This is a genomic window from Arthrobacter sp. Soil_N43 (assembly GCF_057655195.1).
Map to the genome: position 1 here is coordinate 1 of NZ_JBDGML010000107.1, position 21,281 is coordinate 21,281.

The 21,281-nt window shown below is 66.6% G+C and carries 19 protein-coding genes; 13 read left to right on the forward strand and 6 right to left on the reverse strand.

The annotated features are described in order from the left end of the window. Positions 1 to 612 (forward strand): cytochrome c oxidase subunit I (locus AC3A3W_RS15320; RefSeq protein ID WP_487443881.1); only part of this gene is annotated, 612 nt, incomplete at its 5' end. Between the two features lie 70 nt (positions 613 to 682). On the opposite strand, the gene AC3A3W_RS15325 is transcribed toward AC3A3W_RS15320, so the two are convergent. Then, a complete protein-coding gene (locus tag AC3A3W_RS15325) occupies positions 683 to 1,024 on the reverse strand; it encodes a hypothetical protein (RefSeq protein WP_487443882.1) in 342 nt (113 codons plus the stop codon). Between the two features lie 601 nt (positions 1,025 to 1,625). Here AC3A3W_RS15325 and AC3A3W_RS15330 point away from each other — a divergent pair. Continuing rightward, positions 1,626 to 3,866 carry a S9 family peptidase gene (locus tag AC3A3W_RS15330; RefSeq protein ID WP_487443883.1) on the forward strand — a complete coding sequence of 747 codons (2,241 nt, stop codon included), beginning with the start codon at positions 1,626 to 1,628 and terminating at the stop codon, positions 3,864 to 3,866. A gap of 3 nt (positions 3,867 to 3,869) precedes the next feature. On the opposite strand, the gene AC3A3W_RS15335 is transcribed toward AC3A3W_RS15330, so the two are convergent. Next, positions 3,870 to 4,292: a YkvA family protein gene (locus AC3A3W_RS15335; RefSeq protein ID WP_487443884.1), complete on the reverse strand. Its 423-nt coding sequence runs from the start codon at positions 4,290 to 4,292 to the stop codon at positions 3,870 to 3,872. Between the two features lie 145 nt (positions 4,293 to 4,437). Here AC3A3W_RS15335 and AC3A3W_RS15340 point away from each other — a divergent pair, with 145 nt between their 5' ends. From AC3A3W_RS15340 to AC3A3W_RS15350, 3 genes are all read left to right on the forward strand, one after another. Continuing rightward, entirely contained in the window at positions 4,438 to 5,115 is a 678-nt protein-coding gene (locus tag AC3A3W_RS15340) for a peptidoglycan-binding protein (RefSeq protein WP_487443939.1), read from the forward strand. Positions 5,116 to 5,122: 7 nt separating this feature from the next. Continuing rightward, the gene (locus AC3A3W_RS15345) at positions 5,123 to 7,597 is read left to right on the forward strand and encodes a hypothetical protein (protein ID WP_487443885.1); all 2,475 of its coding nucleotides are present in this window, start codon (positions 5,123 to 5,125) and stop codon (positions 7,595 to 7,597) included. A 71-nt stretch (positions 7,598 to 7,668) separates the two neighbouring features. Further along, positions 7,669 to 8,472, forward strand: coding sequence for a class I SAM-dependent methyltransferase (locus tag AC3A3W_RS15350; protein ID WP_487443886.1), 804 nt, complete (start codon positions 7,669 to 7,671; stop codon positions 8,470 to 8,472). 16 nt (positions 8,473 to 8,488) lie between these two features. On the opposite strand, the gene AC3A3W_RS15355 is transcribed toward AC3A3W_RS15350, so the two are convergent. Beyond that, on the reverse strand, positions 8,489 to 8,863 hold the full coding sequence (locus AC3A3W_RS15355) for a DUF7793 family protein (RefSeq protein ID WP_487443887.1): 375 nt from the start codon (positions 8,861 to 8,863) through the stop codon (positions 8,489 to 8,491). Between the two features lie 137 nt (positions 8,864 to 9,000). Between AC3A3W_RS15355 and AC3A3W_RS15360 the strand changes: the two genes are divergently transcribed. Then, entirely contained in the window at positions 9,001 to 10,653 is a 1,653-nt protein-coding gene (locus tag AC3A3W_RS15360) for an ATP-binding response regulator (protein ID WP_487443888.1), read from the forward strand. A 107-nt stretch (positions 10,654 to 10,760) separates the two neighbouring features. On the opposite strand, the gene AC3A3W_RS15365 is transcribed toward AC3A3W_RS15360, so the two are convergent. Further along, positions 10,761 to 10,919, reverse strand: a complete 159-nt coding sequence (locus tag AC3A3W_RS15365) for a hypothetical protein (RefSeq protein ID WP_487443889.1) — start codon at positions 10,917 to 10,919, stop codon at positions 10,761 to 10,763. A 206-nt stretch (positions 10,920 to 11,125) separates the two neighbouring features. On the opposite strand from AC3A3W_RS15365, the gene AC3A3W_RS15370 reads away from it, so the two are divergent. The 3 genes from AC3A3W_RS15370 (at position 11,126) to AC3A3W_RS15380 (ending at position 14,145) form a co-directional block, all read left to right on the forward strand. Beyond that, the gene (locus AC3A3W_RS15370) at positions 11,126 to 12,175 is read left to right on the forward strand and encodes a hypothetical protein (RefSeq protein WP_487443890.1); all 1,050 of its coding nucleotides are present in this window, start codon (positions 11,126 to 11,128) and stop codon (positions 12,173 to 12,175) included. A gap of 105 nt (positions 12,176 to 12,280) precedes the next feature. Then, positions 12,281 to 12,601, forward strand: a complete 321-nt coding sequence (locus tag AC3A3W_RS15375) for a DUF7793 family protein (RefSeq protein WP_487443891.1) — start codon at positions 12,281 to 12,283, stop codon at positions 12,599 to 12,601. Positions 12,602 to 12,609: 8 nt separating this feature from the next. Beyond that, complete coding sequence (locus AC3A3W_RS15380) at positions 12,610 to 14,145, forward strand: putative bifunctional diguanylate cyclase/phosphodiesterase (protein WP_487443892.1); 1,536 nt, start codon at positions 12,610 to 12,612, stop codon at positions 14,143 to 14,145. A gap of 80 nt (positions 14,146 to 14,225) precedes the next feature. Here the strand turns inward: AC3A3W_RS15380 and AC3A3W_RS15385 are convergent, their stop codons facing one another. Next, positions 14,226 to 15,392, reverse strand: coding sequence for an acetate kinase (locus tag AC3A3W_RS15385; protein ID WP_487443893.1), 1,167 nt, complete (start codon positions 15,390 to 15,392; stop codon positions 14,226 to 14,228). 8 nt (positions 15,393 to 15,400) lie between these two features. Continuing rightward, positions 15,401 to 17,521, reverse strand: coding sequence for a phosphate acetyltransferase (gene pta, locus AC3A3W_RS15390; protein WP_487443894.1), 2,121 nt, complete (start codon positions 17,519 to 17,521; stop codon positions 15,401 to 15,403). Positions 17,522 to 17,696: 175 nt separating this feature from the next. Between pta and AC3A3W_RS15395 the strand changes: the two genes are divergently transcribed. From AC3A3W_RS15395 to AC3A3W_RS15410, 4 genes are all read left to right on the forward strand, one after another. Continuing rightward, entirely contained in the window at positions 17,697 to 18,551 is an 855-nt protein-coding gene (locus AC3A3W_RS15395) for a CPBP family glutamic-type intramembrane protease (protein ID WP_487443895.1), read from the forward strand. Positions 18,552 to 18,587: 36 nt separating this feature from the next. Next, positions 18,588 to 19,172, forward strand: a complete 585-nt coding sequence (locus tag AC3A3W_RS15400; protein WP_487443896.1) for a hotdog fold thioesterase — start codon at positions 18,588 to 18,590, stop codon at positions 19,170 to 19,172. Next, positions 19,169 to 20,542, forward strand: coding sequence for a phenylacetate--CoA ligase PaaK (paaK, locus tag AC3A3W_RS15405; protein WP_487443897.1), 1,374 nt, complete (start codon positions 19,169 to 19,171; stop codon positions 20,540 to 20,542). The genes AC3A3W_RS15400 and paaK overlap by 4 nt, the downstream gene beginning before the upstream one ends. Before the next feature lie 106 nt (positions 20,543 to 20,648). Continuing rightward, positions 20,649 to 21,266 carry a TetR/AcrR family transcriptional regulator gene (locus AC3A3W_RS15410; protein ID WP_487443898.1) on the forward strand — a complete coding sequence of 206 codons (618 nt, stop codon included), beginning with the start codon at positions 20,649 to 20,651 and terminating at the stop codon, positions 21,264 to 21,266. The last annotated feature ends 15 nt before the right edge of the window (positions 21,267 to 21,281 follow it).

Consider the following 21,281-nt stretch of genomic DNA (forward strand, 5'->3'; position numbering starts at 1 on the left):
TCCCCGCCGCTGGACTTCCACGTCTCCGACTCGTACTTCGTGGTGGCGCACTTCCACTACGTGGTGTTCGGCACGGTGGTGTTCGCGATGTTCGCCGGCTTCTACTTCTGGTGGCCGAAGTGGACCGGCAAGATGCTCAACGAGCGCCTCGGCAAGATCCACTTCTGGCTGCTGTTCCTGGGCTTCCACGGCACGTTCCTGATCCAGCACTGGCTGGGCGTGCTCGGCATGCCCCGCCGCTACGCGGACTACATGCCGGAGGACAACTTCACCGCGATGAACCAGTTTTCCACGATCTCCTCGTTCGTCCTCGGCGCGTCGCTGATCCCGTTCCTCTGGAACGTCTACATCACGGCGCGCAGCCGCGAGCGGGTGACGGTGGACGATCCCTGGGGCTTCGGCGCCTCGCTGGAATGGGCCACATCCTGCCCGCCGCCGCGCCACAACTTCACCTCCCTGCCCCGCATCCGCTCCGAGCGGCCGGCGCTGGACCTGCACCACCCGGAAATCCGGGTACGTGAACACGAGGCGACGCACTCCCCGGCCGCCGATGTGCTCGGGGCGGCGGACATTGGGTCCCGTGACGTACGGAGCCCAAGTCCCGACGAATAGTTAGCGGCCTAGTTCTAAGGCCCGCGCTTTAAGGCCCGCATCCGTGGGCCGCGACCCTTAAGCCGCGCCCTTAAGCCGCTACAGCCAGGGGCGACCTTCGCGCGGTGGTTTCCAGCAGTTCGGCGTCGGCCGGAGCCAGGACGCGGACGTTGCATTCGGACTGCTGCGGATCGATCGACAGCGGCAGGTGGTGCGATTCGGAGCATTTACGGAGCTGCTCCAGGGCCGAGGGTTCAACGTGTGCGTGGCTGACGTCCACTACGAGCTGCAGGCCTTCCCTCAGATGGTTGGCGCGCTTCATGACGACGTAAAGAGCCTGGATGCTTCGGGCGGTTACATTTCCCTGCGCGGCCACCTGGGCTTCACCGCATTCGAGATCGAGTCGGACCAAAACCTTAAGCTTGTCGTTCAAAGAACATCTCCCCTCATGCACGGCCGCGACGCTGCGACCGGAAACCACCATAGCCCGAATGTGATTCAGGTAACAGCCAAAGACCGAATGTTTCTGAATTGCCGCACAGCGCCCTGTTTCCGGTTATGAGAAACCACGACGGCGGCTGGGCGGGCTTGTCCTCAATGGTTGCGGCAAGCTCACCCAGCCGCCGTAGGGCGGACAGCGGGCAACAAACGGACGGACTCAGTCCCTGGTGGGGTCCGGACGCAGCGGGGCCGGACCGGGGTCCGGCACGGGGAGCGGTCCCGGCGGTTCGGGCGTCGGGAACGGACTGGGCGGCGGCGTCGGGCCGGAAGGATCCGGCCCGTTCGGATTGGGCCGCATGGGATCGGGACCCGGCTCTGGCGGGAATGGTTCGGGTTCGTGCACTGGCGGAATTGTCATGGCTCCCCCTCGGCTGCTCAATTGTTTCCGGTTTGCGGGTTCCGGTTTACGGACGCGAGTTCAGGATACGCCCGCCCCCGCGGCGGAGGACAGGGTTCGGGCCGGCCGCCTCGTTCCCGCTCCCCCGGTAGCGAACGGCCGCCCAATTGTCAGTGCAGATCTATATATTGAGGGAATGACCCAGACTCCACTGCAGCACCCCGCAGACAACCCCGCCGCGGCCACTCCTGCGCCTCCCGTCGCCAGGAAAGTGCCCGCCGAGCGCACCCACCACGGCGACACGTTCGTGGACAACTACGAATGGCTCCGGGAGAAGGAATCCGACGAGGTCGTGGCCCACCTAAAGGCCGAGAACGCCTACCAGGAAGCCGTCACCGCCCACCAGGAACCGCTGCGTGATGCCATCTTCCAGGAGATCAAGGGCCGCACCCAGGAGACAGACCTGTCCGTCCCCAACCGCAAGGACGGCTGGTGGTATTTCAGCCGCTCGGTGGAAAGCAAGGAGTACGGCATCCAGTGCCGCGTGCGCGCCCAGGACACCGGTGACAGGGTGGCCGACTGGACACCCCCGGCGGTGGAGGCCGGCGTCGAAATTCCGGGCGAGGAAGTCCTGCTGGACTGCAACGTGGAGGCCGAAGGCAAGCCCTTCTTCGCGGTGGGCGGCTCGGCCGTCACCGTGGACGGCAACCTGTACGCCTACGCCGTGGACAACTCGGGCGACGAACGCTTCACGCTGCGCATCAAGGACCTCCGCACCGGAGAATTGCTGCCGGACATCATCGAGAACACCTTCTACGGCGTCTCCTTCTCCCCGGACGGCACCCGCCTCTTCTACACCGTGGTGGATGATTCCTGGCGCCCGTACCAGGTCAAAGCCCACGTCCTGGGCACGCCGGTCACCGAGGATGAGGTGATCTACCAGGAGGACGACGTCGCCATGTGGCTGGGCTTTGAGCTTTCCTCCGACCGGCGCCACCTCGTGCTGGGGATCGGCTGCTCCGAGTACAGCGAAACGCGGATTCTGCGCTTTGACGACCCCTCTGCCACCCTCACCACCGTGATCCCCCGCGGCGAGCGCGTCCTCTACGAGGCCGAACCGTTCCTGCTCGAGGGTCCGGACGGGCAGAAGACTGAGCGCATCGTCGTCACCCACAACCGGAACGCAGTGAACTCGATGGTCTCACTGGTGGACCCGGCCGAACTCGCCAAGCCGCTGGCCGAGCAGCAGTGGACCACCGTCGTCGAGCATTCCGACGACGTCCGCATCAACGGCGCGGGGGTCACCTCCACGCATCTGGTGGTCTCGGTCCGGAAGGACACCATCGAGCGCGTGCAGGTGATTTCCCTCGCAGGACTCGGTACGGCCGCCCAGGAGCCCCCCGTTGAGCCGGCGTTTGACGAGGAGCTGTACACGGCCGGGGTTGGCGGCTCCGATTACGAGGCCCCGGTGATCCGGCTGGGCTATACGTCCTACTTCACCCCGTCACGGGTCTATGACTTCGTGCTGCCCACCCCGGAGCGGCCGGCCGGTGAACTGCTGCTCCGCAAGGAGAGCCCGGTGCTCGGCGGCTACAACGGGGACGACTATGTGGCATCGCGGGAATGGGCCGAGGCCGCGGACGGGACCAGGATTCCGCTCTCGGTCCTGCGGCACAAGTCGGTTGCCCGCGACTCCACCGCGGCGGGCCTGGTCTACGGCTACGGCTCCTACGAGCTGAGCATGGATCCGGGCTTTGGCATCGCCCGTCTGTCGCTGCTGGACCGCGGGATTGTCTTCGTCATCGCGCACATCCGCGGCGGCGGCGAACTCGGCCGGCACTGGTACGAGAACGGGAAGAAGCTCAGCAAGAAGAACACATTCACCGACTTCATCGCCGCCACCGACTGGCTGGCTGCCTCAGGCTGGGTTGCGCCAAACCGGATCGCTGCCCTTGGCGGCTCGGCCGGCGGGCTGCTCATGGGTGCCGTGGCCAACCTCGCCCCGGAGAAGTACGCCGCCATCGTGGCCGAAGTGCCGTTCGTGGATGCGCTGAACACCATTCTTGACCCGGAGCTGCCGCTGTCGGCGCTCGAATGGGAAGAATGGGGCAACCCCATCACCGACCCCGCGGTGTACCAGTACATGAAGTCGTACACCCCCTACGAGAACGTCCGCGAGGCCGCTTACCCGAAGATCGCCGCCGTGACGTCCTTCAACGACACCAGGGTGCTCTACGTGGAACCGGCCAAGTGGGTGCAGGAGCTCCGCAACAAGACCACCGGATCCGAGCCGATCGTCATGAAGATCGAAATGGACGGCGGCCACGGCGGCGCCTCCGGCCGGTACGTGCAGTGGCGCGAACGGGCCTGGGACTACGCTTTCATCGCCGACTCCCTCGGCGCCACCGAGCTCCTGCCGGGCGCCGGGCTGAAGTAAGCCTCAGGGCTGGCTGTCGCTTGTGCCGGCCAGGCGCTGGACCAGCGCCAGGCCGGACGGGCTGCCCGGCCAATGGCGTTCCAGCGGTTCGTTGCCGGCCCTGCGGATGACTGAGCGGAGCACCAAGGCCACGATGATGACATCGTCGGCATAGCCGATGACGGGCAGGAAGTCCGGGACCAGATCGATGGGCATCAGGAGGTACCCCAGCAGCAGAACGAGCCGCACGCGGATTCCCCGGTGCAGGGTCCGGTCCGCGGCCAGGCGGCGCAGCAGGGTGACCAGGTCCGGCAGCAGCCGCAGGGCGTCCTTCATGCCGACCGTTTCCGGGTGACGACGGGCGTAGAGGGCCAGCAGGACCAACAACGCGGCGTAGATCAGGGCGATCCCGCCGATGACGGCAATCAATGCCTCCCACCAGTTCATGGGGCGGCCTCCTCGCAGCACGTCGGGTTCACGGAGATACTCATCATGCTTACTATTGTGCAATGGGCATGTTCGGAGCACCTGTCCGCTGGGGGCAGGGAACCCGGTGCCGGAACTGGAGCATACCGTGAACAATGAACAGGGAATGACGCCGCTGTCCGATGACGAGCTCCTCGCTCAGGCAGGCACTCCCCTGCCTGACAAGGAAGTGGCATCCGTACTCGATCTCAATGCCGACCTCGACCTCGGCATCAGCGCGGCGGCGCCGATCGACCTCGCCGTCGCCGCGAACGCCAACGTCGCTGCCCCCATTGACGCGGCGGCTTCCGCCAACGTCCTCTCCTTCGGCTCCGAGTCGCAGGCCCTCGCCGACCAGGGGGTCATCATCAATCAGGGAATTACCGCCGACGCCACGGCCGAATCCACCCAGGACAGCACCATCAGCCAGGGCGGCAGCACTGCGGACGGCACGGCGGACGGCGGCGCCGGGGCAGTGGACGAGACACTGCCCGACGGCACTCTTCCTGACGGGACGCTGCCCGACGTCGGTGCGCTTCCCGTGGACCCGGCAGGCGCCCTGGACGGCGACCTCCTGAACGTGAACGTGGATCTCGCCGCCGACGCCGACATTGCCGCGCCGATCAATGGCGCCGTCGCAGCCAACGCAAACGTAGCCGCGCCGATCGATGCCGCAGTGGCAGCCAACATCGGATCCATCGACAGTGATGCCTTCGCCGTGGCACAGCAGGACGCCATCATCACGCAGAATATCGACGGCTCGGCCACGGCCACGGCCGACCAGCAGTCCGACCTCGAACAGTAAATCCCCAATGAGTATTGCGCCTGGCGGACCGTCCCACATGGACGGTCCGCCAGCTCCCTCTGCGTCCACAGGGACCTCGACAGCGCCTGTCCGCGCGGATGGCGTCCAGCTGATCGGCGAGGCCAAAGGCTCCGGCTACCGCGCCACCCCGTTCCTGGTCCGCCGCGCCGATGGGCAGACCATCCAGCTGACCCGGTTGCTCTTCCTCGTCCTGGAGGGCATTGACGGCGAGCGGGACGCCGCCGAAATCGCGGAATACGCCGGCATCCGCTACGGGAAGCTGGTCAGCGCCGACAATGTACAAACGCTGGTCGAGGGCCAGTTGATGCCGCTGGGGCTGCTGCGGCTGGCCGACGGCTCGCAGCCCGGCGTCCGGAAGTCGGATCCCTTGCTTGGCATGCGCTTCCGCTACACGGTCACTGATCCGGAGCGCACGCGGAAGCTGACGGCGCCTTTCGCCGGACTCTTCCATCCGCTGATCGTGGCGACCGTGACGGTAGCATTCCTGGCCTCGTGCTGGTGGGTCCTCATGGTCAAGGGACTGGGGTCGGCCACCCACGACGCCTTCGCCAACCCCGGCCTGCTGCTGCTCATCTTCGCCATCACTGTTCTCTCTGCGGGCTTCCACGAGTTCGGCCACGCTGCAGCTGCGCGCCGGGGAGGAGCCACGCCGGGCGCAATGGGAGCCGGCCTGTACCTTGTCTGGCCGGCCTTCTACACCGACGTCACCGACTCGTACCGCCTGGGACGCGGGGGCCGGCTGCGGACCGACCTCGGCGGCCTGTACTTCAACGCGATCGTCTCCGTCGCCATCATGGGCATCTGGTGGGCCAGCGGCTACGACGCGCTGCTGCTCGTGGTGCTCACCCAGATCCTGCAGATGGTTCGCCAGCTCCTGCCCCTGCTCCGCTTCGACGGCTACCACATCCTTGCCGACGCGACGGGCGTGCCGGACCTCTTCCAACGTATCCAACCCACGCTGCGTGGCCTCCTGCCGTGGAACTGGCGCAAGCCGGAACCCGAAGCGCGGGCCCTCAAGCCTTGGGCGAGAGTGGTCATCACGGCCTGGGTCCTGATCACCGTGCCGCTGCTGCTGGCCAGCCTGGTGCTGATGGTCCTCGCCCTCCCGCGGCTACTGGGCACCGCGTGGGCGAGCCTTGAGGAGCAACAGGGCATGCTCGCCGGCAGCCTCGCGGGCGGCAACTTCGCCGATGCCGCCGTGCGCGTCCTGGCAATTGCCGCCGTCCTCCTTCCGCTGCTGGGCATCGGCTACATGCTGGTGCGGCTGGCGCGCCAGGTGGCCGTGGGCCTCTGGAAGAAGACCCGCGGCGGGCCGCTGCAGCGCGGCACGGCCGTGGCCGCCACCGCCGCCATCCTGGCCGGGCTCGCCTGGGCGTGGTGGCCGTCGCCGGACACGTACCGGCCGGTGCAGCCCTACGAACGGGGGACGCTGTTCGATGCCACGGCCACCATCCACCCTGCCCTGTCAGGAGGTTCAGCCGGGGCAGTCCTGCAGGAAGGACGCGGGGGCCGGACGGTGGCATTGTGGCCCGAAGGCACGGAACTGCCTACCCGCGACAAGCCCCAGCTCAGCATGGTGCTCGTGCCCCGGCCGGTTGCAGCATCTCAGGCGGATGCCGGTGAACGGCAGGTCCCCGCTCCCGGGTCTCCCCTGCCGCCTTCGTGGGTTTTCCCGTTCGACAAGCCTCCGGCACCTGAGGAGGACGGCAACCAAGCCCTGGCGGTGAACACGGCGGACGGGTCTGTGACGTACGACGTCGCATTTGCCCTCGTCTGGGCCGAGGACGGGCCGGTGGATACGCGCAATGAGGCCTATGCCTTCGCCAGCTGTGCCGACTGCGCAGCGGTGGCTGTCGGCTTCCAGGTGGTGCTGATCATCGGCCAGGCCGACGTGGTGGTGCCGGAAAATCTCTCGGCCGCTGCCAACTACAACTGTCTCCGGTGCCTGACCTACGCCTTGGCCAGCCAACTGGTCCTGACCCTGGACGGCCCCCTGAGCACCGACGGCATGGCACGGCTCACCGCACTGTGGGAAGAGATTTCGGAATTCGGCCGCACGCTGCAGGGCGTCCCCCTGTCAGAGATCCAAGGGCGGATCGAGGCGTACAAGCAACAGATCATTGACATCATCCGGAGCGACCCCAGCGCCTCGCCCGGCACGGCCCCCGGCGCGAGCCCGACGCCGACGACGGGAAGCGGGCAGACGCAGGCGCCGCCGTCCGGAGCCGCCACTGCAATCCCAACCCCGAGGGGCTCTGGATCTGATCCGGCGGCCCCTGCCCCGGCGCCATCCGGCATAGCCCCCACTCCGCCAAACCCGGCTCCTGCGCCAATGCCCGCCGTCCCGGCACCAGCCCCCGCGCCGACGGACCCTGCCCCCACAGCGGCACCTAGTGAACCCGCGGAGTCCGAACCGACTCCGGCAGGTGCAGCCCCCGCGACCAACGAGCAGGCTCCATAGCCGCCACTGGATGGAGCAACGATTACGGCACATGACAACGGCCGCCGCCGTTCGCACCCTATATTTGGACGGTGCTCTCATCCCTGAAGAAATACTTGCTGGTCCCCAAGCTCGTGAGGCTGTCCTCCGAGGCGCCGAAGGATCCCCACACGGCCTGGGACCAGTACTGGGGCAACGTCAACAGCACCGGTGCCCAGGGAGACGTTTTGTGGGACGCGGGAGACGACCACGAACTGCTCGGCTACCTGGAACACCTGAAGCGGCAGATGCATCCGGACCTCCCCATCGTGGATATCGGCTGTGGCAGCGGGGCGTTCAGCCGGCGCCTGGCTGCCCATTTTCCCCACGTTCTGGGCGTGGACGTGGCCCCCAATGCCATTGCCCGGGCCCGCGCTGATTCCGAGGGGATTGAGGGCATCTCCTTCCTGGCTGCCGACATGACAGCCCCGGGAGCGGCACGCTCCGTTGCCGCAGCCCTGGCCTCCGCCGACATGCCCGGGGAAGCCAACATCTTCATCCGCGGCGTCCTCCACGTGCTGAAACCCCGTTCCCAGGCGGCTCTGGCCGAGCAGCTGCACCCTCTCGTGGGCAAACGCGGGCGCATCTTCCTGGCCGAAACAGATTTCCGGGGCAACGCCGTCGAGTATGTCAGCCATCTTGGCGCCACCCGCCACTTCATTCCGGCGCCCCTCGCGGCTGCGATCCGCGGTCTGCCCATGCCCGGCCGCTTCGGTGCCGCCCAGCGCGTGCGGGCCTTCCCCGAGGACCGCTGGGATGTGGTGGAGGACGGGCCGGCCGTCATCGAAGCCCGCCCGCTGACCTCCGCTGAGCCTGAACGGATTCCGGGATACTTCTCGGTGCTCCAGGCCCGCTGACGGAGGCAACCTGCAGTTACGTGGCCTTCAGCCAGGCCAGGGCGTCGTGCTCCGAGGTGAAGAACTTCGTGGGGCACGGGACCTTGTTGATGCCGAGAAAAAAGTTGGCGAGCACCCGATCCACGGGCGAAGAGCCGAGCAGTGCGATCCTCGATGCCTGGCAGGGGCGCCCGAAAACGGATCGCGCTCCCCGGCTCACATCGGCGGTAGTGGCCATGTCCACGAGCATGGGATGGCGGCTTGCGCCGCAAAGCGTATTCACCTCTCCCATGGCGGACTCCGCATCCGATTCCGTGATGCTGGCACCACGGGCCCAGGTCAGCCGAAGCAGGCCTTCGGCCTCCAGGGTGAGATCAAACAGCGTGTTCCGGCCGCTGACATCGGCATTCATTATCGAGACCTCCGGTGTTGACGAGACAGTTATCAAGCTACCGTTCCCCGCGGCCGCGGCCAATGCGGTCCAAGGGCTGATAATGTGAGTCCAAAATCACGGGTAGCCGCACGGCGACGCGCAACACGGGGGGCATAGTGGTACAGGCACCGGCGGAGAGTGTTTCGGCACCGCGGGTAGCTGTGGTTGCAATTCCCGAGGCGGACCGGTTGGCCGCAACGGGAGGCGTCCTCACGGCTGCCGGGTTTACCGTGCATTCAGCGTCCGACGGCGGGACGCTCGCGGTCGAGCTGGAACGGAACCACGCCGCCGTCGTACTTCTTGATGCGAGCATGGTCGACGGAATCCCGTGGGAGGGCACGCCCGTGCTGCTCCTCGTGGACCTCGCGGATGACATTGACCTGGCGCGGCTCGAGCCGCAGGGCGTCGCCGACTACGTCTCCCGTGACGCCTCCGCGCAGGAACTCGTCTACCGCGTGGAAACGCTGATTGCACGTGCCCGGGAGCGCCGCCGGCTCCGCGCGCACGCCGAATTCCTCCGCGAAAGCCTCCGAAACGTTTCCGCAGCCATCCGCGGCACCAACAGCCCCCAGCAGATGGCAGGGCACCTGGTCCGGGGCTTCGGAAAGTCACTCGGCGCGGACCATGTCTGGTTCACCACGTTCCAGGATTCACGCGTGCCGCGGATCAGCGCCCAGTGGTGCAGGCCGGGACTTTCTGCGCTGCCTGACGGGCTCGGGACCTATGAGGAAGCGGCCCGCGGACTGGCCACGTCCCTGTGGTCCGAGGCAGACGTCCTGGCGGTGGCCGACCACCAGGCGGAACCCGCCTCTCCCCTCACCGATGGACTCCAAGGCTGGTCCGGACTCACTGACGCCCGCTCCTCCGTGGTGGTCCCCGTAGGCGATGGAGAATCCGCGCTCGGGATTGTCTGGATCGCCAAGCTGGACACCCCCCACGAATGGACGCGGGCCGAGATCGCCCTCATCCAGCACGTTGCAGGAAACCTTGCCCACAGCCTCATCCAGGGCCACCTCATCAGCGCACAGGTCCAGGTGCTGCAGCAGCTCCGGGAACTGGACAAGGCCAAAACGGACTTCCTGGCCACCGTGAACCATGAGCTCCGCACCCCGCTGACCTCCATCACCGCTTACCTGGACATGATCCGCGACGGCGCCGGCGGTCCGGTGCCGGCAGGCATCGAGTCCATGATGGAGGTCATTTCGAGGAACTCGGACCGGCTGCGGCGGCTCATCGAGGACATGCTCACCGTTTCACAGCAGGACGGCTCCGGTAACCTGCACCTCAAACAGGTGGAGCTGGGGCAGGTCATGCGGATTGTGGTCGCCGCGCTGCGGCCGCTGGCTGAAGCCCGGAATGTCGCCATATCGGGCGCAGATTCCCACGAGGACGTCAAGATCCAGGCCGACGAGGCCCAACTCGAGCAGGTATTCACGAACATCGTGGCCAACGCCATCAAATTCACGCCCGACGGCGGCCGGATCAGCATCGAGGTCATGCTCGACCCCGCCGGGGACGGCAGCCAGTCGGCGGTCGTTAGGGTGGCGGACACGGGCGTCGGAATTCCCGAGCAGGAAATTGCCCAGGTATTTACCCGCTTCTACCGGGCGTCCAACGCGTCCTCGGCGGCGGTGCCGGGCAGCGGCCTTGGTTTGGCAATAGCCCATGACATTGTGCGGCGCCACAATGGCTCGCTGGAGATGAAGTCATCACTCGGCTCGGGCACCACGGTGTCGGTTTACCTGCCGGTGGCCGGGCCGCAGCAGTAGTACGGCGGGAGTGGGGGACCACAAACAGCATATTGGATGCAAATTAAAACTGCCCCGGGACCATTAGGCCCGGGGCAGTTTTGGGTCGTCTTACTCAGAGACCAGAATTAGTTGGGCCAGGAACCGACATATGAGTAGTTGACGGTTGTCTGGGAAGAGGAGGACGTGGTGGTGCTCTTGTCCTTCGGTGCGGCGTTGGCAGGAGCAGCGAATCCCGCTACCGCCAATATGCCGGTCATTAAGAGTGTTGCGGCAAATTTCTTCATCCGCTGATCCTTTCCTATAGTTAGGTGCATAACGGTTACGGGCCACAGTATACGGTTCTTTCCTCAAGTTTCTGCAAGGTTTTTACAAGGAATACCTGCTAGGGAAAATCCACCCTTTTTAGTTATCCGAAAAGCCGTAACAAGGCCTCAGCACCGGTGCCCGCAATGACCTATGGCGCAGTCCGTGGATAATTGTCATCATGCCGATGTCTCAAGATTTATCGCCCTTTGTGATTGCCGAGCTCGAGGCCCGTGAAAGCTGGAAACGGCGGGACTACAGGGCCGGCTACACGCAGGCAGGCCACGCCGCGGAACTTGCCATTGCAGCGGGCGACGAACACCGGTGGTGGAAGATGGTGTTGCTGCAGGCTGAATGCCTGCGGGACCAGGGATCCTTCGAGGAATGCCAGCAGCTCGCAGCCACGCTGGCCGCTCATCCGGTTTCTGCGTCTGCTCCGGATCTTGGCGCGCGCGCCCATATCTTGCATGCCCAGTCATTGCAGGCCTTGGGCAGACTCCCGGAAGCTGTCGACTCGGCGTCGGCAGCTGCGGACCTGGTGGCCGGTGACTTCGAAAACGTATACCTTCACATCCAGGCCCAGCAGGCCCTCATCGCCGCCCTCGCCGAAAGCGGCCGGTTGCCCGCGGCCTGGCGGGAGTGCCTGGTGCTGAAGTCCCTGCTCACCGACGTCATTGATGAGGACACGGCCGGCAAGGCTTACTGGGTGATCGGCAACGTCGCCTTCCTCACCCAACGGGCTGCCGAGGGCAGCCAATACCACGATCTGGCCGCAGAAAGGCTCTCCCCCTCCCGGGATGTGGACCTGTGGGCGCGCTTCAACCGCGGCTCGGCAGATATGCGGCTGCGGGCACAGCTCAGCGACGGCGCCACGCTCCGCTGCATCGAACGTGCGGAACTGGCCACCGAGGTGGTGGGCGGCAGTGAGCGCGACCTCCTGGAGATGGCTCTGGTCCGCGGCCACTGGTATTACATCACCGGAGACCTGGATGCTGCGATAAAAATCCTGGCACCCGTCCGCAGCAAGTTCCACATCCTCGCCAGCCAGACAGCGGCAGAGGCCGCCTTTGTCCTTGGCAAAGCCATGATGGAGCAGGGAAACGACACCGAATCACTGCAGATCCTTGAAGAGGCGGCTACGCTGTTCGATACGGCTGCCGCAACGGAGCGGAGCGCCACGGTGCGGGACTACCTCGCATCCGTCCAGCGTCAACAGCGGTTCCTTCAGGGGGGATAAGTGTCAGAAGCAACGACGGTTCCCGTCGCACGGTCCAGAACGCCGGACACATCAAATCATCCAATGCCTGCCGGCGTTACCTGCACAGTGCTGCCGAATCTGGCCGTGAGGGCCGTACTGCCCCTAGGTGTGGATCTCACGGCCACCACGATCGCCCAGCTGAGCCACGAGATCGGTGAACTGGTCGGAGATCGGAGGGCCGCCGTCGTACTTCATCTCACCGGCATTGCATCAGTGAGCCGCACGGCGCGTGCCGCCTTCGCGGCCATTGACAATGTATCCTCGTGGGCGCTCGTCGGCGAAAGCCCCGTGGACCGGTTGCTTGGGAATTTTCTCCTCGGCGCAGAATTCCGTTCAGCCCGGGCAGAATACTTCATGTCGGACCGAGAAGCCCTGGACTGGTTGGCCGGTCCGGACGCGGCTTAGTGACGAAAATGTTTGATGACCGCGATCCCCGGCTCGGGCAGCTCCTCGACGGCATTGTCCGGCTCGCGGCGGGTGAGCTGCATTCACGTATTGCAATCTCGGAAGCGAGGGACGAGCTCGACGCGGTGATCATGGGCACCAACCTGCTCGCCGAGGACCTCCAGATGATCTACCAGGAGCTGGAGCAGCGCGTGGAATCGCGGACCGAGATGCTCGAGGCGGCCCACCGGGAGCTGCAGCGGATGGCCCTCACCGATTCCCTGACGGGCCTCTACAACCGCTCCGCACTGGTCAGCGCAGTCAACGAGGCCCAGGCCCAGGCGGAGAACAGCGGGATGCCGCCGGCGCTGCTGCTGCTGGACCTGGACGCCTTCAAGAGCATCAATGATTCCCTGGGCCACTCGATCGGTGACCACGTATTGATCGAAGTGGGGAAGCGGATCCGTGCCTGCGTCCGCGAGGAGGACATGGTGGCCCGGCTGGGCGGGGACGAATTTGCCGTGCTGCTGCCCGCGAGCACTCCCGCCCAGGCAACGGTGGTGGGAACCCGGATCCTGGACGCCCTCCGCGGAACCATTGAGGTGGACGGCAAGACCATCCGGTGCGGGGCCAGCCTTGGCCTTCGCATAGCTGACCGCGGTGAGACGTCCGAGGCCCTGCTCATGGAAGCGGACATCGCGATGTACGCGTCGAAGGCGGACGGCCGCAGCAAACTGCGCGTCTTCGAACCGGCCATGCTCCACGCGCGGCAACTCCGGAACCAGCTGGTGGGGGAACTGCGCGAGGCCATCACCGGGTCGCAGCTGGTGCTGTTCTACCAGCCGGTCATTGAGCTCGCCACGGGCCGGATCGAGGGCGTGGAGGCGCTGGTCCGCTGGCAACATCCCACCCGCGGCCTCATCATGCCGGACGAGTTCATCCCCGTCGCCGAGGAAACCGGCCTCATCTCCGCACTGGGAAACTGGGTCCTTAACGCCGCCGTGGAGCAATTGCGGCGCTGGCGGACGGCCCCCGAAACCAGCAGGCACGACTTCTCCATGCGGATCAACATCTCGGCAGCCGACCTGCAGCGCCTTGAGTTCATCGAGGATGTCCGCGACGCCCTGACCGCCAGCGAACTGGACCCCGCGCTGCTGGTCCTGGAGCTGACCGAGGGTGCCATCATCCAGGGCAATGAGCTCGACCGCTACACGCTGGCGAGCCTGCGCAAACTCGGGGTGGGCCTGGAGATCGACGACTTCGGCACGGGATATTCGTCCATCAGCTACCTGCGGCGGCTGCCGGTGGACCGGGTCAAAGTGGACCGCACGCTCCTCTCCGCCCTGGGCAGCGACCCGGCCCAGCCTGCCCTGATTGCGGCCATCCTGCAGCTCATCCGGGCGTGCGGACTCGAGGCCGTATGGGAGGGCGTCGAAAATGCGGAACAGGCTGAGCACCTGAGGAGCACCGGGTGCATCAGCGGACAGGGCTACTACTTCAGCCGGCCCCTGCCCGAGGCCGAATTCACGAAGCGCCTGGCGCAGCAGGACGTCTGGCCCGGCTGACCGGCCAATCGATCCCGTGGACCGCTGATCGAGCCTTTGGACCGCTGATCGAGCCTGTCGAGATCCAGGTTTCGACAGGCTCAACCACCAGAGGCGGCGGAGACGACGGCGGCTGTTGCCTCGGCGATCGCACGTTCCTCGTCCGTGGGCACCACCAGCACCGGGATGAGCGAGGCCGCGGTGGAAATCACCCGGGGTTCCTTGGACCGCTCACTGTTCAGCCCGGCGTCGAGCTCAATGCCCAGGGCGCCGAGCCGCTCCCCCACCAGCGCACGGAACTGATGCGAGTTCTCGCCGATGCCGGCGGTGAACACCAGCGCCTTCGCCCCGCCCACGGCCACGTGGTAGCCGCCGATGTACTTGGCCAGCCGGTAGGAGGTCACGGCGAGCGCCGTGGCCGCACGCGCGTCGCCGGCCTCGGACGCCTCCACCACGGAGCGCATGTCGTTGTTGCCGGCCAGGCCCTTGAGCCCGGATTCGCGGTTCAGCATGGAGTCAAGGTCCTCGGCGTTCCAGCCGGTGCGGGCCAGGAACACGAGGATCGACGGGTCGAGGTCGCCGGAGCGGGTGCCCATCACCAGGCCTTCCAAGGGCGTAAAGCCCATCGACGTGTCCACGGACTTGCCGCCCCGGATCGCCGTGACTGAGGCGCCGTTCCCCAGGTGGGCGATCACGCCGTCGAACTCTTCAACGGGAATGTCCAGCAGCCCGGCCGCCTGATGGGTGACATATTCGTGGGAGGTGCCGTGGAAGCCGTAGCGGCGGATGCCGTGGTTCGTGTAAAGCTCGTCCGGGACGGCGTAGCGCCAGGCGTGCTCGGGCAGGCTGCGGTGGAAGGCGGTGTCGAACACCGCCACCTGCGGCATCTCCGGCCACTTCTTCGAAATCGCGCGGATGCCCAGCACGTTCGCGGGGTTGTGCAGCGGCGCCAGCGGGTTCAGCCGCTCAACGGCGCGGGTGATCTCGTTGTCGATCAGCACCGGCTCGCCGAACCGTTCACCGCCGTGCACCACGCGGTGTCCCACGGCGTCCAGCTCCCGGCCGCCCAGCACCTCGTGGATGGCAGCGTCCACCAGCTCGAGCGCCTCCGCATGGTCGGCGGGTCCGACCACTTCGCCGTCGCCCTGGCCGCCGGTGGACATGCCGATCCTCTCGATCAGCCCTTCGGTGACGATGCTGTGCGACGCCACATCGCGCACCTGGTACTTGAGCGAGGACGAGCCGGAGTTGATGACGAGCACGAGCATGGGGCCTCCTAAGCCGTGGCTTCTGCGGACGGGACGGGTGCTGCTGCTGGTTTGGTTTCGCTGGTTTGGGCCTGGATCGCGGTGATGGCCACGGTGTTGACGATGTCCTCCACCGTGCAGCCGCGGGAGAGGTCGTTGACCGGCTTGCGGAGCCCCTGCAGGACGGGCCCGACGGCGACAGCTCCGGAACTCTGCTGCACGGCCTTGTACGTGTTGTTGCCGGTGTTCAGGTCCGGGAAGATGAACACCGTGGCCTGCCCGGCGACGGACGACCCCGGCATCTTGGACTCGGCGATCGACGCGTCCACCGCGGCGTCGTACTGGATGGGACCTTCGACGGCGAGATCGGGGCGGCGGCTCCGGACCAGGTCGGTGGCCTGCCGGACTTCCTCCACGGCCTTACCCGAGCCGGAGCCTCCGGTGGAGTAGGAGAGCATGGCAACCCGCGGCTCAACGCCGAACTGGGCCGCCGTCTCCGCCGAGGCAAGGGCGATATCCGCGAGCTGTTCCACATTGGGGTCCGGGTTCACGGCGCAGTCACCGTACACCAGCACCCGGTCCGGCATGAGCATGAGGAAAACCGAGGAGACGATCTTCACGCCCTCCCGGGTCTTCACGAATTCCAGCGCCGGGCGGATGGTGTGGGCCGTGGTGTGCGCCGCACCGGAGACCATGCCGTCCACGACGCCCAGCTGGACCATCATGGTGCCGAAGTAGCTTTCGTCCTGCATGACCTCCAGCGCGCGGGCCAAATCCACGCCCTTGTGCGCCCGCAGCTCCGCGTACCTGGCGGCAAAGTCCCGGCGCAGCTCCGAAGTGGCGGGGTCCACGATGTTGATGCCGGCGAGGTCGATGCCCCGGCCTGCCGCAAGTTCCCTGATGTCCGCCTCGCGGCCCAGCAGGGTGAGGTCGCAGACGTCACGGCGGTGCAGGATCTCGGCGGCCCGCAGGATGCGGGGGTCCGTGCCCTCGGGGAGGACGATGTGGCGGCGCTGGGACCTGGCCCGTTCAATGAGGTCGTGCAGGAACCGCAGCGGGGTCATGCGTTCCGGCCGGGGAAGGTGCAGGCGCTCCAGGATCTCGGCCTCGTCCACCTGCCGGGACCACAGGCCAAGGGCCGAAGCCACCTTCCGGCGGTGCCCGCTCCAGATTTCGCTCCGCACCTCTGAGACCCGGCGGGCCGTGGTGTAGGTATCATCCGTGGTGGCGAACACGGGGAACGGGGCCGAGGCCAGCAGGGGGTAGATGTTGGCGTCCGGGGCCAGGCCGCCGGTCAGGATCAGGCCCGACGGCACCGGGAACTCCGGCGAGAACGACGACGCCAGGCAGGCCACCATCACGTCCGCCCGGTCACCCGGCACGATCACCAGGGCGCCGTCGTCGAGCACGTTCAAAAAGTTGCCCACGCTCATGGCCGCGACTTTGACGTCCCTGACGTCGCGCTCCATGTCGGCACGGCCGGCGATCTGCCCGATCCCCAGCGCCGTAACCACCTCACCGGTGGTGGGCCGCGCGATCTCCTCCAGCTCGGGGAAAATGTACACCGGGCGGCCGGACGCGCCCGGCTTCACGGCGGCGGCAATCGCGTCCACGTCCGCCGGATCGGCGCGGTTCACCATCATGGCCAGCAGGGAGCACTTCTCCGCGCTCAGCTCCTTGCGGGCGACGTCGACGGCGGCAGCGGCCTCGGCGACGCTGCGCCCCTTGGCTCCCACCACAGCAACCACGGGGGCGGCCAGGTTGTTCGCTAGACGGGCGTTGAGGTCGAACTCGACGGCGGCATCGTGGCCGGTCAGGTCTGTCCCCTCCACGATGATGACATCGCAGTGCCGGCCCATCTCGGCGAAGATCTCCACGCAGCGGGCGTCGATCTCCTCGCGCTTGCCCTCGGCCAGCAGTCCGCGCACCTCGGTGAACGTCAGGCCTCCGCGGCAACGCCGGTCATCAAGGTCGAAGCGGGATTTCATCAGGGCCACCATGGGATCCGCGCCGGGGTCGTCGCCGTGGACCACCGGCTTGAAGAATCCGATCCGGTCCGCGTGCCGGTGCAGCGTGTCCGCCAGACCGAGCGCTATGAGCGATTTCCCCGAACCCGGAGTGGTTGCACTGACATAAATCCCTTTGGCCATGTTCAAGTCCTCTGGTTGGAAGGTCCCCTCCATACTTTCACTTGTTCGCCGTCTTTCGGGAGCAGACAATGGTGTTGATTCCCACGTCAGCGGCTCAGCGCTCCAACGGGCACGTGGCGGGCAAGCGCCTCGATGCCCCGTCCCCCTACAGGCGCACCGGAACGACGGTATGCTGATGCACTTTCCAGGTTCCTCCGCCGCAGACCCGCCCGAACGGACACTTGAGCACCGCAGCCGTGCCTGGCCGGCCAGCCGGCGGCTCACGATGTTCTTCGTGCTGGCCTTCCTCATCTCCTGGCTGCTCTGGCCGCTGACCTTCCTCAACCCGGAAAGTTCTCCGCTGATCCCGATCGGGCCGGCCGTGGCCGCGGTCCTGGTCGCAGGCTTTTCCGGCGGAAAGGGCGCCATGCTGCGGCTGCTGCGACAGTTGGGCCGTTGGCGTGTCCCGGTGCCCTGGTACGCGCTAAGCCTGGGGCTGCCCTGCCTTCTGGTGCTGGCGTCCGCGGCATTGACTGTGGCCGGCGGTGCGCCCGCCCCGGACCTCGGCCCGAACCCGGGGTGGTTCATGCTGATCGGAACGTTCGCATCAACCCTTGTGGTGGTGGGCCTGTTCGAGGAGCTGGGTTGGCGCGGCTACGCCCTGCCCCTCCTGCAGCAGAACCATACCGCGCTGGCCGCCGCCCTGCTGCTCGGCGTCGTGTGGGGGCTGTGGCATCTTCCCGAACTGGTGTCGGACCCTAGCGGGCAGCGGCCGCCGGTTCCGTTCCTGCTCATGATCATCGCCCAGTCCGTGCTGCTGGCCTGGATCTACAACGGCACCGGAAGCGTGCCCCTCTGCATGATCTTCCACGCCGCGTTCAACACGTGCGGGGCCTTGATTTTTCCGGCGCTGGCGGGGCCCCACTACCTCACGCTCTGGTGGACCCTCGCGCTGCTCCATGTGCTGGCGGCCCTCGTGGTCATCGCCCATGCGGGGCCCTCCCGACTCGTCCGCACTCTTGACATGAGGGCCCTCCATGGGATTACCTAATGAACATTCGGTATATAAAGCTGGAGGCAATGACGCATGGCTGGAACGACAATTTCCGGGGTACCCCACCCGATCCTCGAGAACGACTACGCCTCCGAGTGGATGGGGATCGAGGTCCTGTCCCTCGGGGACGGCGAGGCCACCATCCGCATGACCCTCCGGCAGGAAATGCTCAACGGCTTCGGAATGGCGCACGGCGGAATGATCTTCGCCTTCGCTGACACCGCTTTCGCCCTCGCCTGCAACCCGGCCACACCGGCTGCCGGCCCGGGAACCTCCGGCTCCGGGACCTCCGGTTCCGCAACCCCGGGCCCGGGGACCCCCGGTTCCGCAGAGACAGCGGACGCCGACGGCGGCACGGGCGGCGCCGCGGGCGGCGCGACTGACAGCATCACGGTTGCGTCCGGCGTCGACATCAACTTCCTCAAGCCGGCCTTCCAGGGCCAGGTGATCACCGCCGTCGCCCACCGCCGTTCCAGCGCGGGCCGGAGCGGCCTGTACGACATCCAGATCTTCGCCGCCGACCCCGGTTCCCAGATCAGTTCCGGCAAGCCGGGCGAACTCATTGCCGAGTTCCGCGGGCGCAGCCGCACCATCCCCAAGAGTAGGAACAAGTCATGACCCTCCACGCCACTGAACCCAACGCCGCCTCCTCCCGAGCGACGGCGGCGCACGCCACCGACGCCGTGCTGGACCCCGAGGAGACCATGTCCCGGGACGAGCTGGAGGCGCTGCAGCTCAGCCGGCTTCAGCACACGCTGGCGTACGCCTACGAGCGCGTGCCGCTGTACAAGCGCAAGTTCGACGAGGCCGGGATCCACCCCGCGGATCTCCGCGAGCTGTCCGACCTCGGCAACTTCCCCTTCACCACCAAGGATGACCTGCGCCGGGAGTATCCGTTCGGCATGTTCGCCGTGCCGCAGAGCGAAGTAGCCCGGGTGCACGCCAGCTCAGGCACCACGGGCCGGCCCACCGTCGTCGGCTATACCAAGCAGGACCTGGCCGACTGGGCCAAGCTCGTGGCCCGCTGCCTCCGCGCGTCCGGCGTCCGCCCCGGAATGAAGGTCCACAACGCCTACGGCTACGGCCTCTTCACCGGCGGTCTGGGCGCCCACGCCGGCGCCGAAGCACTGGGCTGCACGGTCATCCCCATGTCCGGCGGGCAGACCGAGCGGCAGATCCAGCTGATCCAGGACTTCGAGCCGGACGCCATCCTGGCCACCCCAACGTACCTGCTGACCATCGCCGACGCCATGGCGCACATGGGCATCGATCCCACCTCCACCTCGCTGAAGTACGCGGTGCTCGGCGCCGAACCGTGGACGCAGGAGATGCGCCACGAACTCGAAGTCACCATGAACATCAAGGCCTGCGACATTTACGGCCTGTCTGAGGTCATGGGCCCGGGCGTAGCCGGCGAGTGCGTGGAGACCCAGGACGGCAGCCACATCTGGGAGGACCACTTCCGCCCGGAAATCATCGACCCCTTCAACCCCGCGCCCGGCAAGGAAAACGTCCTGGCCGACGGCGAGCACGGCGAACTGGTCTTCACCTCGCTCACCAAGGAAGCCCTGCCTATCATCAGGTACCGCACCAAGGACCTCACCCGCCTGCTCCCCGGCACCGCCCGACCTTCCCACCGCAGGATGGGCCGCATCACGGGCCGCAGCGACGACATGATCATCCTCCGCGGCGTGAACCTCTTCCCGTCCCAGATCGAGGAAATCGCCCTGCGCATCCCCGAGCTCAGCCCGCACTTCCAGCTGGTGCTCACCCGGCCCGAAGGCCAGCGCATGGACCAGCTGACTGTAAAGATCGAGCGCCGCGACAACGTCACCGCCGAGGACTGCGCGACGGCGGCCCGCACCCTGCGCGAGCAGATCAAGATCCACGTGGGTTCGTCCTGCACGGTGGATGTAGTGGAGCCCGGGTCGCTCGAGCGGTCCAGCGGCAAGCTCCGCCGGATCTACGACCTGCGGCCCAAGGGATAGACGCCGGCATTCTTGCCGGATATGCGGTGGGCTGCCCAAGGGCGGCCCACCGCTTTTGTTGACGCCCTTGCTTGGATTACCGAACGTTCATGAGAAAATGGCCAGTATGCCCAGCACAGCAGCAAGTACAGCAGCACCCACGAAACGCGGCCGCCCCGGATATGACCAGCAGTCCGTGCTGCTGATCGCCGTCGATGTCTTCAACCGGCACGGCTACGACGCCACATCCATGGGCATTCTTGCTGAGAACCTGGGCATTTCGAAGTCCGCAATCTACCATCACGTGCCTTCCAAGGGCGACCTGCTGAAGCTCGCCCTTGACCACGCGCTCGGCGGCCTGGAGGCAATTCTCGAGGAGCCGGGGGCGACGTCCGGCGCCGCGGATACCCGGTTGGAGTTTGTGCTGCGCCAGACCATCGCCGTCCTGGTGGACCGGCTCCCGTTCGTAACCCTGCTGCTGCGGCTGCGCGGCAACACGGACATCGAACGCAACGCCCTGGAACGCCGGCGCGCCTTCGACCACAAGGTGGCGGGCCTGATTTCTGCAGCCCGGGATGAGGGGTCGCTCCGTCAGGACATCGACCCCCGCACCGTGACCCGCCTCCTGTTCGGCACCATCAACTCGATCGTGGAGTGGTACAAGCCGGGCGGTTCGCTGTCACCCGAAAAGCTGGCCGACGACGTCATCACCATGGCCTTCGACGGCCTCCACGCGAAGCCCTGACCCGGGCGGCCCCTG